Annotated in this window: 15 protein-coding genes; 7 read left to right on the top strand and 8 right to left on the bottom strand. The window is 67.6% G+C overall.

What is annotated here, in order from left to right; all coding sequences use genetic code 11:
* The first annotated feature begins 3 nt into the window (after positions 1-3).
* Positions 4-1,236, top strand: a complete 1,233-nt coding sequence (locus ACFXJL_RS16440; RefSeq protein WP_358878327.1) for an arginine deiminase — start codon at positions 4-6, stop codon at positions 1,234-1,236.
* Positions 1,237-1,392: 156 nt separating this feature from the next.
* The gene (gene argF / locus ACFXJL_RS16435) at positions 1,393-2,412 is read left to right on the top strand and encodes an ornithine carbamoyltransferase (RefSeq protein ID WP_384692886.1); all 1,020 of its coding nucleotides are present in this window, start codon (positions 1,393-1,395) and stop codon (positions 2,410-2,412) included.
* 146 nt (positions 2,413-2,558) lie between these two features.
* Here the strand turns inward: argF and ACFXJL_RS16430 are convergent, their stop codons facing one another.
* Positions 2,559-2,975, bottom strand: coding sequence for an ATP-binding protein (locus tag ACFXJL_RS16430; protein WP_384692883.1), 417 nt, complete (start codon positions 2,973-2,975; stop codon positions 2,559-2,561).
* Between the two features lie 356 nt (positions 2,976-3,331).
* Between ACFXJL_RS16430 and ACFXJL_RS16425 the strand changes: the two genes are divergently transcribed.
* Positions 3,332-3,820 (top strand): beta-class carbonic anhydrase, encoded by a 489-nt coding sequence (locus tag ACFXJL_RS16425; protein WP_384632938.1) that lies wholly within the window; start codon positions 3,332-3,334, stop codon positions 3,818-3,820.
* Between the two features lie 150 nt (positions 3,821-3,970).
* Here the strand turns inward: ACFXJL_RS16425 and ACFXJL_RS16420 are convergent, their stop codons facing one another.
* Complete coding sequence (locus ACFXJL_RS16420) at positions 3,971-4,777, bottom strand: PaaX family transcriptional regulator C-terminal domain-containing protein (protein WP_384692879.1); 807 nt, start codon at positions 4,775-4,777, stop codon at positions 3,971-3,973.
* A gap of 229 nt (positions 4,778-5,006) precedes the next feature.
* Here ACFXJL_RS16420 and ACFXJL_RS16415 point away from each other — a divergent pair, with 229 nt between their 5' ends.
* Positions 5,007-6,557, top strand: coding sequence for an MFS transporter (locus ACFXJL_RS16415; protein ID WP_358878332.1), 1,551 nt, complete (start codon positions 5,007-5,009; stop codon positions 6,555-6,557).
* A 174-nt stretch (positions 6,558-6,731) separates the two neighbouring features.
* On the opposite strand, the gene ACFXJL_RS16410 is transcribed toward ACFXJL_RS16415, so the two are convergent.
* The 6 genes from ACFXJL_RS16410 to ACFXJL_RS16385 all read right to left on the bottom strand — a co-directional run bounded on the left by ACFXJL_RS16410 (position 6,732) and on the right by ACFXJL_RS16385 (position 12,988).
* Positions 6,732-7,499: an enoyl-CoA hydratase-related protein gene (locus ACFXJL_RS16410; protein ID WP_358878333.1), complete on the bottom strand. Its 768-nt coding sequence runs from the start codon at positions 7,497-7,499 to the stop codon at positions 6,732-6,734.
* A gap of 85 nt (positions 7,500-7,584) precedes the next feature.
* Entirely contained in the window at positions 7,585-8,886 is a 1,302-nt protein-coding gene (locus tag ACFXJL_RS16405) for a hypothetical protein (protein ID WP_384692876.1), read from the bottom strand.
* Positions 8,883-10,493, bottom strand: a complete 1,611-nt coding sequence (locus ACFXJL_RS16400; RefSeq protein ID WP_384692873.1) for an amino acid adenylation domain-containing protein — start codon at positions 10,491-10,493, stop codon at positions 8,883-8,885. Before ACFXJL_RS16400 ends, ACFXJL_RS16405 begins: the two co-directional genes overlap by 4 nt.
* A gap of 237 nt (positions 10,494-10,730) precedes the next feature.
* Positions 10,731-11,912: a sensor histidine kinase gene (locus ACFXJL_RS16395; protein ID WP_384692870.1), complete on the bottom strand. Its 1,182-nt coding sequence runs from the start codon at positions 11,910-11,912 to the stop codon at positions 10,731-10,733.
* Between the two features lie 2 nt (positions 11,913-11,914).
* Positions 11,915-12,604 carry a response regulator transcription factor gene (locus ACFXJL_RS16390; RefSeq protein ID WP_384632921.1) on the bottom strand — a complete coding sequence of 230 codons (690 nt, stop codon included), beginning with the start codon at positions 12,602-12,604 and terminating at the stop codon, positions 11,915-11,917.
* 15 nt (positions 12,605-12,619) lie between these two features.
* Positions 12,620-12,988 (bottom strand): hypothetical protein, encoded by a 369-nt coding sequence (locus ACFXJL_RS16385; protein ID WP_384692867.1) that lies wholly within the window; start codon positions 12,986-12,988, stop codon positions 12,620-12,622.
* 167 nt (positions 12,989-13,155) lie between these two features.
* On the opposite strand from ACFXJL_RS16385, the gene ACFXJL_RS16380 reads away from it, so the two are divergent.
* The 3 genes from ACFXJL_RS16380 (at position 13,156) to ACFXJL_RS16370 (ending at position 14,831) form a co-directional block, all read left to right on the top strand.
* Positions 13,156-13,632, top strand: coding sequence for an NUDIX domain-containing protein (locus ACFXJL_RS16380; protein ID WP_384632892.1), 477 nt, complete (start codon positions 13,156-13,158; stop codon positions 13,630-13,632).
* 171 nt (positions 13,633-13,803) lie between these two features.
* Positions 13,804-14,259: a hypothetical protein gene (locus ACFXJL_RS16375; RefSeq protein WP_384692864.1), complete on the top strand. Its 456-nt coding sequence runs from the start codon at positions 13,804-13,806 to the stop codon at positions 14,257-14,259.
* A 17-nt stretch (positions 14,260-14,276) separates the two neighbouring features.
* Positions 14,277-14,831: a hypothetical protein gene (locus ACFXJL_RS16370; RefSeq protein ID WP_384692861.1), complete on the top strand. Its 555-nt coding sequence runs from the start codon at positions 14,277-14,279 to the stop codon at positions 14,829-14,831.
* Positions 14,832-15,064: the final 233 nt, after the last annotated feature.

Below are 15,064 nucleotides of genomic sequence, written 5' to 3'. Positions count from 1 at the left end.
GACATGGGATTTCGAGTCGACTCCGAGGCCGGGCGGCTGCGCCGGGTCATTTTGCACCGCCCGGACCTGGAGCTGAAGCGTCTGACGCCCAGCAACAAGGACGCGCTTCTCTTCGACGATGTGCTCTGGGTCCGCCGGGCCCGCCAGGAGCACGACGGTTTTGCGGACATACTGCGTGACCGGGGCGTTGAGGTCCATCTCTTCGGGGATCTCCTGCGGGAGTCGCTGGAGATCCCCGAACCCAGGAAGCTGGTCCTGGACCGCGTCTTCGACGAGAAGGAGTACGGACCCCTCGCCACCGATCACCTACGGGCCGTTTTCGATGGGCTTCCGACGGCCGATCTGGTGGAGGCGCTGGTCGGCGGGATGACCAAGCGGGAGTTCCTCGCCGGCCATCCGGAGCCGACGTCCGTGCGCTTCCACGCGATGGACCTCGACGACTTCCTCCTCGACCCGCTGCCCAATCACCTCTTCACACGCGACACCTCGGCCTGGATCTACGACGGGGTCTCCATCAACGCCATGCGATGGCCCGCGAGACAGCGGGAGACGGTCCACTTCGAGGCGATCTACAAGTACCACCCCCTCTTCACCGGCTCTCGGGCCGGCGCCTTCCACCACTGGTCGGAGGGGCAGGACGACTATCCGTCCACGATCGAGGGCGGTGATGTCCTGGTCATCGGCAACGGCGCGGTGCTGATCGGGATGAGCGAGCGCACCACGCCGCAGGCGGTGGAGATGTTGGCCCGTGGACTGTTCGCGGCGGGTTCCGCCCGGACGATCGTGGCGCTCGACATGCCCAAGCGGCGGGCGTTCATGCATCTCGACACCGTGATGACCATGGTCGACGGCGATACGTTCACCCAGTACGCGGGGCTGGGCAACCTCCGGTCGTACACCATCGAACCGGCCGAGGGGCCGCAGGGGCTCAAGGTGAGCGATCATCCGCCCGAGCAGATGCACAGCGCCATCGCCGCGGCGCTCGGCCTCACTCAGATCCGGGTGCTGACCGCGACCCAGGACGTGCACTCGGCGGAGCGCGAGCAGTGGGACGACGGCTGCAACGTCCTGGCGGTGGAGCCCGGTGTGGTGGTGGCGTACGAGCGCAATGTCACGACCAATACCCATCTACGCAAACAGGGCATCGAGGTCATTGAGATCCCGGGGAGCGAACTGGGGCGGGGGAGGGGTGGTCCGCGGTGCATGAGCTGTCCGGTGGAGCGCGCGCCCGTGTGATCGTGTGCGGTGACATCCAGGGGCGTGCGACGGCAGTGCCTGCGCCCCCCGGGTGCTTCCGGATGTCGCGCAGGACCCACCCCGCACCTGTATAGCAATGCATGCTTTCGTATACACTTCCAAAGTCACCGCATTCGCGACGCAGGAGTACCCACCATGGCGATACATCTCGAAGGCCGCCACGTCCTCAAGGAGCTGGATTTCACGGCCGAGGAGTTTCGCGGTCTGATCGAGCTGTCCGCCCGGCTCAAGGCCGCCAAGCGGGCCGGGGCCGAGGTGCGACTCCTCGGCGGGAAGAACATCGCGCTGATCTTTGAGAAGGCGTCGACGCGTACGCGCTGCGCCTTCGAGGTCGCGGCGGCGGACCAGGGGGCCACCACTACGTATATCGATCCAGCGAGTTCGCATATCGGACGCAAGGAGTCGGCCAAGGATACTGCACGCGTTCTTGGCCGTATGTTCGATGCGATCGAGTTCCGCGGCGACGCACAGGCCACGGTCGAGCAACTGGCCGAGTTCGCCGGGGTGCCCGTCTACAACGGCCTCACCGATGTCTGGCACCCCACCCAGATGCTGGCCGATGTGCTGACGATGACCGAGCACTGCTCCAAGCCGCTCGACGAGATCGCCTTCGCCTACTTCGGCGATGCCCGGTTCAACATGGGCAACTCCTACCTCGTCACCGGCGCCCTGCTCGGCATGGACGTACGCATCGTCGCACCCCGGTCGTTCTGGCCGGCCGAGGAGATCGTGGCCAGGGCCCGGGCCATCGCCGAGGTCAGCGGCGCCCGACTGACCCTCACCGAGGACATCGCCGAAGGGGCTCACGGAGTGGACTTCGTGGCCACGGACGTCTGGGTCTCCATGGGTGAGCCCAAGGAGATCTGGGACGTGCGGATCAAGGCCCTCGGTCCCTACGCCGTGACCATGGACGTACTGCGCGCCACCGGCAACCCCGACGTCAAGTTCCTGCACTGCCTGCCGGCCTTCCACGACCTCGACACCACGGTCGCCCGGGAGATCCACGAGCGCTACGGGCTGACCGAACTCGAAGTCTCGAACGAGGTCTTCGAATCGGATCATTCGGTCGTCTTCGACGAGGCGGAGAACCGGATGCACACGATCAAAGCGGTACTGGTGGCCACCCTCGCAGCCCCGGGGGCGCTGCCGGCCTGAGTGCCGCGGCTCGGTCGAGGCGGCCCCTGCCCCCGCCCCGGAAACCGCGATCGGGCCACCTCGGACCTAGGGGTCGGTCTGGCTCGGTCACTGACTGGTCCGCGGTTCCACTGACCGATCTGCGGTTTCACTGACGGGTCTGCGGTTCACTGACCGGTCCGCAGGGTGAACCACATGGCCTTGCCCTCCGCCGTCGGTCGCTGTCCGCAATCCGAGCTGAGTGCCCTGACCAGCAGTAGCCCACGGCCGTTCTCGCACCACGGGGCAACCGGCCGTCCCGCGTGAGGCGGTGGCTGCCCCGGCAGCATCGGTCCGCCGTCGTGCACTTCCACCTGCCAGCCCGTGGGCAGGAGTTGGACGACCAGCGAGATCGGGTGGGTGACGTGGGTGTGTTCGACCGCGTTCGCCACCAACTCCGCCGTGAGCAGTTCCGCCGTGGCGCTGTCCGCGGTCGCCGTGAGCTCAGCCCACGCCGTGCGGATGAGGGCACGCGCCATCGGTACCGCCGCCGCCGTATGCGGCAGGGCGATGCGCCAGGAGGTCGGGCCGGACACAGTGGACACAGCGGGATCCGTTTCTCGATCGTCACAGTAGGGGCTGGCCGGACGGCCAGGAGGCGGTCGCTCGGCTTCCACAGGAGGAAGCCCCTCGGGTCTTCGACCGGTCGGTGACCCTCCCGATCAGGAGCCCTGCCACAACCGCGGTACGGCAACGGCCCCGCCACACGCCTACCCCCGAGCGCCTCCGTCAAGTAAAAAGAATTTCGCACAGCCATTCGCCGATAAGCTGACTATTTCTTTCGGATTTCGACCGTGGGTAATGGGTGAAGAAAACTTTCCTGTTCGAATTCCTGGTCGTTAGCCTGCCTGGCGACGGGGGCGAGAAGTGCTCTCGGGGGACTCGTAAGGTGAGGTAAGAAATGTCAGCCACCGATGAATATCTGGTGAACAACGAGACGTACGCGCAATCCTTTGGTGGGCCACTCGCGCTACCGCCTGCCCGTCGGCTCGCCGTGGTCGCGTGTATGGACGCCCGACTGAACATCTACGCGCTGCTGGGGCTTCGGGACGGCGATGCCCATGTGATCCGGAACGCCGGAGGCGTCGTCACTCAGGACACCATCCGCTCCCTGGTCATCAGCCAACGGCTGCTGGGCACTCGGAGGATCATGCTGATCCACCACACCGACTGCGGAATGCTCACCTTCACCGACGATGATTTCAAGCGCGAGATCGAGAAGGAGGAAGGAATCCGCCCGCACTGGGCTCCGGAGGCATTCACTGATCTGGAGGACGACGTTCGGCAATCGGTTCGACGAATTCAGGTGGACCCCTTCGTTCCCCACACCGACGCGGTTCGCGGATTCGTCTTCAATGTGAAGAGCGGCCTCCTCAAGGAAGTGAAGTAGCAGGAATTCGCACCCTCGGGGCGCACTGACCGGCGCCTCCGACAGGGGGAGAACAACTGCGCCCGCCGGCTCGTATCCCTCCGGCGGGCGCAGTCGTACGTTGTTCGGTGGACCGTCTCCCCTGTGTGGCCGTCCCCTGTGGTGGCTGTCTCATGTCGCGATGAAGAGTGCTCCCGCGTCCCGTAGCAACTCGTGCAGGGCCGCGAACACCTCGGCGGACCGTGCTCCCGGCCAGCCGACGGGGAGCAGTTCCAACGGCAGGTCCGGATCCGCGTACGGCAGTCGGCGCCAGGAATCCAGGGCCAGCAGATAGTCCCGGTACGCTTCCCGCGGCGTCGGCACCTGCCCTGCCGACCACTTGCGCAACACCGGTTCCTGTTCGTCCAGGAACGCCTGGTGCTGCTTGGCGATCGCAGCCAGATCCCACCAGTTCGCGACCGCCTCCGCCGTCGCGGCGAACCCCAGATGCTCGCCTCGGAAGAGTTCGACGTACGGGTCGAGTTGACGCCGGCGCAACGTGTGCCGGGTCTCCTCGTACAGCCGAGCCGGGGCGATCCAGACATCCGAAGCCGCTGATCCGAAGCCGAGCTGCTCCAATTGGGAGCGGATCTGATGGCGATGATGGCGTTCCGGCTCGGGGGCGGAGAAGACCGCGAGCACCCAGCCGTCCGCCAGCCGCGGAGTGTGCCGGTCGTAGATGCGGCTGTCGCTGTCGGCGAGGAGCTGATGTGCTTGGACCGAGAGCGCGTGTGCCGTGGCTCCCTCCGTGTCCTCTTCGAGGACGAGGAGTCCGCGCTGCTGGAGCCGGGAGACGGAGGAGCGCACCGAAGAACCGTCCACCTGGAGGGCGGCGAGGAGCCTGAGCAGTCGGGTGAGGGGAAAGGGGCTCGGTACCTCGCGTCCGTAGGCTGCATAGAAGGTGACGAGCAGTGAATGGGGGGTGTGCTGGTCGACCACCCGATCACTGTAGGGCCCGCGGTCGCCTGCACCGGAGTTTGCCGACTCGGGCCCATCACCGCGCGTCGTATCGTCGAAACGTGGCCCACATGGCTGCCACCAGCGGATTCCTTCTTCCAGGGCAGCAGATCTTGATCGACTGGTGAGGGCCGGGGGCCGGGCTTACGGTCGATGGGTGGATTGGCGGACGGTCCCGTCCGCTCACCCTCCCGTGAGGGCACGATGCGCCATGACGACCCCCCGACCGGTACCGACCACCTCTACGGCCACCGCCCCGACGAAGGGTGGCGGCCAGGGCATAGCCCTTCTCGTCATCGCCTCCTGTCAGCTGATGGTGGTCCTCGACATCACCATCGTGAACATCGCGCTCCCGCACATCCAGAGCGCGCTGGACTTCTCGACGACCAGCCTCGCCTGGGTGGTCAACGCCTACACGCTCACCTTCGGCGGCCTGCTGCTGCTCGGTGGACGGGTGGGCGACATCCTGGGCCGAAGGCGCGTCTTCATGTTCGGCGTCGCGCTCTTCGCCTTGGCATCCCTGCTCGGTGGCCTCTCCCAGAACTCCTGGCAACTCCTCGCCGCGCGAGCGCTCCAGGGAGTCGGCGGCGCGATCGCCTCTCCCACCGCGCTCGCGCTCATCACCACGACCTTCCGCGAGGGGCCGGAACGGAACCGGGCCTTCGGCGTCTTCGCCGCGGTCTCCGCGGGCGGCGGCGCGATCGGGCTGTTGGCCGGCGGCATGCTCGTCGAGTGGCTCGACTGGCGCTGGGTGTTCTTCGTCAATGTGCCGATCGCCCTGCTCATCCTGGTGGTGACGCCCCGCTACATCCCGGAGTCCGAGCGCCACTCGGGACACTTCGACGTGGCGGGCGCGCTGACGTCCACCCTGGGCATGGTCGCCCTGGTCTACGGGTTCATCCGCGCAGCTCAGGAAGGTTGGCGCGACACGCTCACCATCGGCTCCTTCGTGGCGGCGGTCGTCCTTCTCGGCGTCTTCATCCTGGTGGAGCGGCGCTCGCGGCAACCGATCACACCCCTTCACATGTTCGCGGACCGCAACCGCGCCGGCACCTACGGCATCATGCTCAGCCTGGCCGCGGCGATCTTCGGCATGTTCTTCTTCCTCACCCTCTTCGTCCAGGACGTCCTGGGTTTCAGCCCCTTGATGGCGGGCCTCTCCTTTCTGCCCGTGAGCGCGGTGATCGCGATCGGGGCCGGGGTGACGTCCCAACTGCTGCCGAAGTACGGTCCCAAACCCTTCATGGTGAGCGGCGCGATCCTGGCGGCGTTGGGTCTTGGCTGGCTGACGCAGACGGATGTGAACTCCACGTACCTCGGCAGTGTGCTCGGACCGATGCTCATCTTCAGCTTGGGCATGGGCATGCAGTTCGTGTCCCTGACACTCATGGCCGTCTCCGGGGTCTCCCGGGAGGAGTCGGGCGCCGCGTCCGGTCTGCTGAACGCGATGCAACAGGTCGGTGGCTCGCTGGGACTGTCGATCCTGGTGACGGTGTTCGGTACCGCGAGCCGCAACAAGGCCGATGAGGTCATCCCGCAGTTCCTGAAACAGGCGACCCCCGCCGAACGTCTGACCTTCCAACGGACCGGCGAACTCCCGACGGCCTGGGCGAACCAGGTGCTCGCCTCCGGGATCTCCTCGGCCTTCGTGATGGCCGCGATCTTCACCGCGGTGGCCGCCGTGATCGCCCTGTTGGTGATCCAGGTCCGGGCATCCGACCTGGAGCGACTGAAGGGCGGAGTGAGCCCGGGCGGAGGCTGAACGCCGATCTGCCTGGCGGCCTTCCATCTCCAGGCCCTCATGGCCGTCATGGCCCTCCAGGTCCTCCAGGGGACCGGCCACCGCATCACATGCCGGAATCCCGGGATCCGTGGGGAATCCCGGGCGGCTGGTGACTTGCCGTGGGCCGGGCGCCCAGGGGCGGCGCCCGGCCTGTCAGCCGTCTCGTCGGAAGTTCGGGGCTCGCTTCTCCAAGAAGGCGAGCATGCCCTCCTTCTGATCGGCTCCGGCGAACAGTGAGTGGAAGGACCGCCGTTCGTAGCGGACCCCGTCGGTGAGCCCGGTCTCCAGCGCGCGGTCCACGGTGTCGCGGGCGGCCCGGGCCGCGAGAGTGCTGTAGGAGGAGATGGTGCGCGCCATCGTGGATGCCTCGGCCGCCAGTCGGTCCGCGGGGACGACCCGGGCGACCAGGCCGGAGCGCTCGGCCTCGGCGGCGTCCATGGTGCGGCCGGTGAGGATCAGATCCATCGCCTTCGCCTTGCCCACCAACCGGGTGAGCCGCTGGGTTCCGCCCATGCCGGGGATGACACCCAGCGTGATCTCCGGCTGACCGAAGACGGCTGTGTCGGCGGCGATGATGGTGTCGCACATCATGGCCAGTTCGCAGCCGCCGCCGAGGGCATATCCGGCAACCGCCGCGATCTTGGGGGTGCGCAGTGCCGTGAACTGCTCCCAGCGACCGAAGTAGTCCTCGGCGATCATCTCGGGCGCTGACTTGTGTGCCATTTCCTTGATGTCCGCACCCGCCGCGAAGACCTCTTCGGAGCCGGTGATGACGAAACAGCCGATCCCGGGGTCGTCGTCGAGCGGCTGGAGCACCGCGAGGAGTTCGTCCAGCAACGGTGTGCTCAGCGCGTTGCGCACCCGGGGCCGGTCGAGTCGCACGGTGACCACACGGTCGTCCCGTTCGGCGGTCAGATACATGGCGGGTTCTCCTGAAGGAAGTCGGATGTGGGAGGGGCGATGGTGGAGTCGGCGGGGTGGTGAGTACGGGAACTTCGCACCAGCCTCAGGAGTCCCAGATCGCTCCATACGCGGGAATGCCCCTGCTCTCCAGGCCCTGGACGACGCGCCAGGTGAGCTTCTTGTTGGAGATGCAGATCACCGCCTCAGCGTCGAAGTCCCGGTGGGCGGCCTGGGCGAGGGCGAGCATGTCGGGCTTTCCGTGCTCGGCGGTGTCCCAGATCCTTGCTTCAGGTTGGACGGCGAGAATCTCGTCCACGAGGGCGTCGCCGTAGGTCGTCCGGGGACTGCGGGTGGCCCAGACCAGCAGGGCGGGCACCTCCGCCGCGAGGAGATGGGGGAGACACGGACCTATACCGCTGCCGGTGGCGACGTACACCACCCGGGTGAACAGGGTCTCCACGTTGGCAACTCCCGCCGTGGTGATTCCCTTGGTCCAGACCTCGGTGGGGAGGTCGTCGATGAACTGGCCCGTCCAGTCACCGGCCCGGGAGATGGTCAAGCGGTAGCCGCTGCGGCCGGGCTCGGGCACATTGGCGAAGGAGTGCCACTGCCCCAGCGGTCTGCGGCTGATCGCGGTCGAGGATCCGGCGAAGGGGGTGACCCCGTAGTCGAATCGCGCGAGCGCCACATGGGTGGACGGCCGCTCCACGGCGACCGCCACCCGGCGCAGCCGGAGCCAGGGCAGCGCCACGCTGAAGGTGATCAGGGCCAGCAGCCAGACGGCGGATGAGGCGAGAGGTGACTGGTGCTGCTCGTGCGCGACGAGCAGGGTCTGTGCCCAGAGCAGGAGGAGCGCTGCCCAGCCGCCGTACCGGTGGATCCGTTCGAAGTGGTCGTGGAATCGCGCCCGGAAGGGCGGTAGCGCGGTCGAGATGATCGCGATCAGCAGTACACCCAGGGCGTACGAGACCGCGAGGACCGGTGTGGACGCGCCCCGGAGGGCCATGGTCACGACGAGGGCCAGGAACCAGAGGGTTCCGGCGGCGGCCCCGCCGACGTGCAGCCCTCCGAAGTGGTACACCTTCGCCAGGGTTCGGCGGATGCTCAACGGCCAGGAGGTCGGGGCCGCTGTCGCCACCCGGAACAGCAGGTTGATCACATACTGCTGGCGGATGACGACGGCGAGCGCGACATTGATCAGCGCGGCGTTGGAGAGCTCCCGTTCGGACAGGGTGCTGCCGCTGCTCGTCCCCTGAGCGAGGAAGGCCAGGTTGACGACGATGACCAGGGCGGCCAGCCGGTGGTAGTGCATCAGCAACGGCCCCTTCAGCGCGTGGCGCAGTCGGCCGGGGCGCTGCTGGGGCGCGAGAGCTGGGGCGTCGTCGAGCCGCACGGGTGCGGTCATGACGTCGCCTCCGCCCGCAGACGCCGGGCGACGGTCAGCAACCGCGCCTTGTCGACTTTGCCCCGGCTGGTCAGGGGAAGGGTCTCGCATGCGTGAACCAGGTCGGGAACGCAGTAGTACGGCAGCGTCCCGGCGACCTCCTGCCGTGCCTCCTCGGCTCCGATGCTCTCCGGGGTGACGAACGAGATCAGGGTTCGGTCGTCGAGTTTCAGGGTCACCGCCTGCTGGCATCCGGCGACCGACTCCAGGACGGCGGACACCGAGTCCAGTTCGACTCTGAATCCGCGGACCTTCACCTGATCGTCGGTGCGGCCCAGATGTTCCAGTTCGCCCTCGGGTGTCCAGCGGCCGAGGTCGCGGGTGCGGAACATCAGATGCCCGGTTCCGAGGAAGGGGTCAGGGAGGAAGCGCGCGGCGTTGAGCGCTGGATTGTTCAGATAGCCGGCGCTGACCCCGGCCCCGCCCGCCCACATTTCGCCGATCGCGCCGATGGGCAGTGGCCGCTGGTGCTCGTCGAGGACGTAGACGGTGTTGTTGGGTGTGGGTCGTCCGATGGTGAGCCGGTCCGCTGAGCGCCTGTGGCGCTGGAGGGTGTTGACGATGGTGGTCTCGGTGGGGCCGCAGCCGTTGTGGAAGGCGCTGACGTCCGACCACCGATCGGCGAGTGGGCGCGGGCAGGGCTCTCCGGCCACCGCGACGGTCCGGATCCGCTCGCACTGCTTCGGGTCGAGGCCGGCGAGGATCGTCGGGGTGGCGATGAGGACGTCCGCGGTACGCGCGGTCTCGGCGAAGTCGCGCCCCCTGAGCAGCAGGGTGGCACCGTGGCTGAGCGCGCCGAGGATCTCCCAGGCCGCCATGTCGAAGGCGATGTTGAGGAGTTGGGCTACCCGCTGTCCCGGCCCGATGCCGAGGTCACCGGGGGCGCTCAGCAGCACATTGCAGACATTGCCGTGGGTGACGGCGACTCCGTTGGGCGGACCCGTGGTCCCCGAGGTGAAGAGCACGTAGCAGGCGTCGTCCGCGCATGGCGTCCGGACCGGCCGGAAGGGCGGATGGCCGGGCTCGTCCGGCTCCGTCATCAGCGCGTCGAGGGTGATCAACTGCTGTCCGGCGCGGACCGGGATCCGGTCGGCGTACTCGGTGAGCGTCAGGACGACCCGGGGCCGGGTGGTCCGCAGTACATGGCGCAGCTGTGCGGCGGGGGTGATTCTCATGTCCTGGGGCACATAGGCGGCTCCTGCCTTCAGCGCGCCCAGGAGAGCGACCAGCATGGGTAAGGAGCGGTGGACGAACACGGGGACCAGGTCCCCCGGCCCCACCCCGAGGTCCGCGAGCCGGTGGGCGAGCCGGTCCGCGCGGCGGTCGAGTTCGCCGTAGCTGATCGTGGTGCCGAGGTGTTCGGCGGCGGTCGCCAGGGGCCGGGTGGCTGCCTGTTCCTCGAACGCCCGGTGGACGAGGGCATGGGGTATCGCCAGGCGAGGTCCTGTCCCGTACTGCTGGAACAGTGACCGGTCCGCCGGGGAGAGTCCGTCGAGCAGCTCGCTCGCCCAGGCCCCCGAGGGCAGTTGGGTCGTCCGCGCACTTGGTTCGGCCAGGTCTTCACGCATGGTCCGAGCACCTCCTGAGACACGACATCGGTCGGATGCGGCTCAGGAAACCGGCTGGGCGACAAGGGCGACCAGTGGTACAGACCACTCGTAAGACTTTCGTAAGACACCGGCTTGCCAAGGGAGTCGCCGGAGACGACGTGTGGGAGTGCGGGTGCGGGATGTGTTCACGGGTTGGGGGTGGTGCGGCCCGGGTCGTGGTGGTCCGGGTCGTGGTGGTCCGGCTGGCGCGGGTGCTCAGCGCGGGCGGGGCTTTGGGGGCGCCATGACTGCCGCGGTGGCTCGGGTGGGGGCGATCTGCCGTGCGGGGGCGGCGGAGAGTACGACCTCGAATCGGCAGCCGCCCGGGATGTTCCCTGCTTCCACCCGGCCCGCGTGCGCCTTGACGATTCCCCGCACGATGGCGAGCCCGAGTCCTCCGCCAGCCGGTGGCGTCCTCGCCTCGGTACCGCGCCAACCGGCGTCGAACACCCGGGGGAGATCGGCCTCCGGGATGCCGCCGCAGCCGTCGCTCACGGAGAGGATGACGGTGTCGCTCCGGCGCTCCGCCACAACCGCGACGGTGCCGTCCGCGGGCGTGTGGCGGATGGCGTTGGCCAGCAGATTGACCAGCACCCGGGTCATCTCCCGGGCGTCGGCCTCGACAGGGACGGCGTTGACCTGGTTGGAGACCAGACGAACACCGTTCTCACGCGCGAGGGGGACGACGCATTCGAGTGCCTCGCCGATGAGATCGTCCGCCGATATTCGGGCCAGCGTCAGGACGAGGGTTCCGGCATGGATGCGGGAGAGCTCGAAGAGATCGCCGACCATGGTGTTGAGCCGGTCGACTTCTTCGCGGATCCGGCGGTGGTAGCGGGCCGGGTCGGCGACCACGCCGTCCTCCAGCGCCTCGGACATGGCGCGCAGCCCCGCCAGCGGGGTGCGCAGGTCGTGGGAGATCCAGGCGACGAGTTCGCGTCGGGATGCCTCCAGTGCACGTTCGCGCTCCCGGGACTCGGCCAGCCGGCGACAGGTGGTGGCCAGTTCGCCGCTCAGCGCGGCGATCTCCGCGGGTGCGGCACCCTCGGGTGCGGTGAAGGCCCCGCCCTCGCCGAAGTTCCGGGCCGCGACGACCAACGCACGGCAGCTTCCGACGACTCGGCGGCCGAGGATCAGTGCGGTGCCGAGGGAAATCACGGACGCCATAGCAACCACCAGGGTGACGACGGTCAGATCGTGCGCTGACAGGAACATCGCCCAACACACCGTCAGCGTTCCGGAGAGCATGGCCGCCACGGCGACGGCGGCGACCACCATGAGGGACGCGGCGATCGAACAGCACTTGAGCATCCGCAGGACCAGCTCGCCCAGCAGTCCCGCGGTGGCGGCGCCCACCAGGGCGTGTGCCGCGATGAGGAGCATGTCGGAGAGGGGCATCACTACTCCGGGTGCCCGTCGAAGCGGTAGCCCGCCCCCCAGACGGTAAGGATCAGACGGGGGTGCGCGGGATCCTCCTCTATCTTGCTGCGCAGTCGGCGGACATGGACCGTGACGGTGGACAGATCGCCGAACTCCCACCCCCACACCTCCCGCATGAGCTGTTCCCGCCCGCAGGTCGTTCCCGGGTGGCGCATGAAGTGGCCGAGCAGGTCGAACTCGCGCAGAGTCAGTGCCAGTTGGCGCCCGCACCGGGTCACCCGCCGGGCTGCGGGGTCGAGTTCGAGACCCGAAGCCCGTAGGACAGGCCCGGTCGCCACGGACCGCTCGGTGCGGCGAAGTACGGACTCCACCCTCAGGACCAGCTCGCGAGGGCTGAACGGTTTGGTGACGTAGTCATCGGCCCCCACTTCGAGGCCGAGTATGCGGTCCTCCTCACCACTGAGCGCGGTCAGCATGATCACGGGTACCGGGCCGTCGCGCCGCAGGGTCTGACAGACCTCGAATCCATCCATACCGGGCAGCATCAGATCGAGGATGACGAGCTTCGGCCGACGGGCCGCCGCCGCCGCGAGCGCTGCGGGACCGTGGGCGGCAAGGTCCACGGAGAAGCCCGCGCGGCACAGATAACCGGCGACCACTTCGCCGATGGTGGGGTCGTCGTCCACGACCAGCACATGGTGAGGGGTCATGCGGTCAGCGTGGCATCAGCGCGCGGCCCCGGAGGCGCCGAACTGGGATTCGTGAAGTCCGTCGGCCACGGAAGTCGCCCTTGACCCCGGCCCCGGCCAACAGACGCCCGACGGCGCGGCGGGTCGCGTCCGTGTTTTTTTGCGCAGCGGCGTGCTCTTCTGCCTCGTGCGGGTACCCGTGGTGCTGCCGCCATCGATGTGGGGCGTGATCGTCATCAGCCGGGAGGCGAATTCCAGAACTTCTTGCCGGATCGCTAGCCCGTCGAGGGTTACCAGGCCGTTCTTGCGAAGCCGCGCGGCCATCACGGCGCCAGCGTGCGGGGCACGGAGATCGACGTAATGGTCCGCGAAGAGCGTCTCGTAGCCTGCGGAGGCGTCGAGCACCGCCGTACTCCTTCGATCGGGTTCGGTGCTATCAGAGTGGGAAGAAGGGATGGCCGGGGTAAAGCGACTGATTGTCGACTCGGATAATTCGGTCTCCACGGTGATGGGCTGAAGGAGCGTGCTACGTTCCGGCGGCCCGGCTCGCACACCGCAGGACGAGGACCGTCATGACGTACACGCCGCCGCTCTGGCCCGTCTCGGTGAAAGGCGTTGCGCTCGACGCGCGTGATCGTGTTCTGCTGCTGAGAAACGAACGCGACGAGTGGGAGCTGCCCGGAGGTCGCCTGGAGATCGGCAGCCCTGATGGCGCACAACAGCCGGACGGCAGTCCGGAGGCGGCGCTGGAGCGCGAGATCTTGGAGGAGACCGGCTGGGATGTCAAGGCTGGTCCACTCATCGAAGGCGGTGCGTGGATCTATCAGCCCATCCCCGGGCGACGTGTGTTGATCGTGACCTACGGTTGTACCGTCCTGACGCCCGACCGGCTGCCGGTCGTCAGTCACGAGCACAAACAACTGGGCATGTTCACCGCTGATGAGGTGCCGGAGCTGAACATGCCGGACGGCTACAAGCAGACCATCGCTATCTGGTTCGGACGGGGGCACGTCGCTCCGACTGGCCTGGACCACGACGGGCGGATGTAGCGGGTCATGGCGGGCGGCGAGATCGCGGCACGGGTGGTTGAGAGCGGTATCCCGCATCCACGGCCGTCAGCGCAGCATGCCCAGTGGCACTGGGCCACGCCGGAGGCCCGACTTGTACTGGCATCTGGCGAACTGGCTGATGTCCTCCGCTTCTATCGTCGGGTGTACTGCTTGAACCAGACCGCACTCGGTGAACTTCTCGGCTACGACAAGACCTATATCTCCGCTTTGGAACTGGGAAAGCGTGCTCTCGACGACGTCGGCTCCTGTCGCCGGGTCTGCGACGCCCTGCGGCTACCGCCCCACGTCCTCGGTGTCACCGACCCCGCCGACACGGACTACCGGGCGATGCTGCAGTTCGGTGGGTCGACCGTCCGACTAGCCGAAATCGCTCGCCAGTCCGGACATGCCTCCGAAGCTGTCTCCGAGCTGTGGCCGCTCGTCGCCAGACTCGAAGCCCGTATCGACGATGGTCATGCCGAGCGCGATGTCCTGCACCTGCTGGCTCGGGCCCGTGTCGGCCTGGGCGTCGCTTCAACGTCCTGCCAGAGGAACGCCTGGCCACCGCCGCCCACTGGACGGCCAAGAGTCTGGAGATCGCTGAGCACTTCGGTGGTCCGAGGATGACCTCGTATGTACTTCGCATGCACGGCAACGAACTGCGCAAGGCCGGACTGCGGGGCGCGGCAGTCCAGAGTTTGTGCCGTTCCGCAGCCACCGCTTCCGATGAGAGGGCCCGTGCTGACGTCCTGCCGCTCCGTGCCTGGGCCGCTGGCGCACTTGGCGGCAGTTCTATGTTCGACCGGGTGATGCGTGAGACTGGCGTACTCCTTGACCGCGTCGACCACACCAGCTTGTTCAACCCCTTCTCGTTGCACGAGATCCGCTTGCGCGGGCTGGTCGCTACCGGACGCACCAAGGCGGCTATGCGGCTGGTGGATCAGAGTCCGACTCCCACGACAGTCGTGGCTCCACAGTGGCGCGTTATTGAGCTGATCACCGTCGCGAACGTTCAACTGCTGGCCGATGATCGTAGCGGTGCTTCCCAGTCGCTGGACATCGCGATCCGGGAGGCTGAGACGCAGCGCCTTCCGCATCAGCTCCAGCGCATCCTGCGCACGGCGGGGACACGGCTGCCCGTGCAGCACGCCGCGGCGTCCCAGTGTCTGAACCGGATACGAAGCGAGATGGCGGCCTGAGCTGGGCGCTACTCAGAGCCTTGGCGACGCTTGCAGCATCTGCGCGGAATGGGCGTCGGCATCCCGGCCTTGCGGGTCCTGCCTTGGCATTGTCGTGCTCCGTTGGAGGGCACGGAAGGAGCCTGTGAACGCCTACAGATCGCAAAAGAAGTGCCGGAGGAGTCCCACAGACGCGGGCCGCATCCCCACCTGACCCACGTCTCAGAACGCCAGGCAGAGTGCGGCAACCGTTC

The sequence above is a fragment of the Streptomyces sp. NPDC059256 genome, assembly GCF_042753785.1.
GTDB lineage: Bacteria > Actinomycetota > Actinomycetes > Streptomycetales > Streptomycetaceae > Streptomyces.
Note: the sequence above shows the minus strand (reverse complement) of the source record. Positions and strands in the feature narration are given on the sequence as shown.

What these genes read in the sequence shown, in the direction of transcription:
- ACFXJL_RS16440 (WP_358878327.1), top strand. Translation starts at nt 4, where the DNA reads ATGGGATTTCGAGTCGACTCCGAGGCCGGGCGGCTGCGCCGGGTCATT.
- argF (WP_384692886.1), top strand. Translation starts at nt 1,393, where the DNA reads ATGGCGATACATCTCGAAGGCCGCCACGTCCTCAAGGAGCTGGATTTC.
- ACFXJL_RS16425 (WP_384632938.1), top strand. Translation starts at nt 3,332, where the DNA reads ATGTCAGCCACCGATGAATATCTGGTGAACAACGAGACGTACGCGCAA.
- ACFXJL_RS16415 (WP_358878332.1), top strand. Translation starts at nt 5,007, where the DNA reads ATGACGACCCCCCGACCGGTACCGACCACCTCTACGGCCACCGCCCCG.
- ACFXJL_RS16410 (WP_358878333.1), bottom strand. Translation starts at nt 7,499, where the DNA reads ATGTATCTGACCGCCGAACGGGACGACCGTGTGGTCACCGTGCGACTC.
- ACFXJL_RS16405 (WP_384692876.1), bottom strand. Translation starts at nt 8,886, where the DNA reads ATGACCGCACCCGTGCGGCTCGACGACGCCCCAGCTCTCGCGCCCCAG.
- ACFXJL_RS16400 (WP_384692873.1), bottom strand. Translation starts at nt 10,493, where the DNA reads ATGCGTGAAGACCTGGCCGAACCAAGTGCGCGGACGACCCAACTGCCC.
- ACFXJL_RS16395 (WP_384692870.1), bottom strand. Translation starts at nt 11,912, where the DNA reads ATGCCCCTCTCCGACATGCTCCTCATCGCGGCACACGCCCTGGTGGGC.
- ACFXJL_RS16390 (WP_384632921.1), bottom strand. Translation starts at nt 12,604, where the DNA reads ATGACCCCTCACCATGTGCTGGTCGTGGACGACGACCCCACCATCGGC.
- ACFXJL_RS16380 (WP_384632892.1), top strand. Translation starts at nt 13,156, where the DNA reads ATGACGTACACGCCGCCGCTCTGGCCCGTCTCGGTGAAAGGCGTTGCG.
- ACFXJL_RS16370 (WP_384692861.1), top strand. Translation starts at nt 14,277, where the DNA reads ATGCACGGCAACGAACTGCGCAAGGCCGGACTGCGGGGCGCGGCAGTC.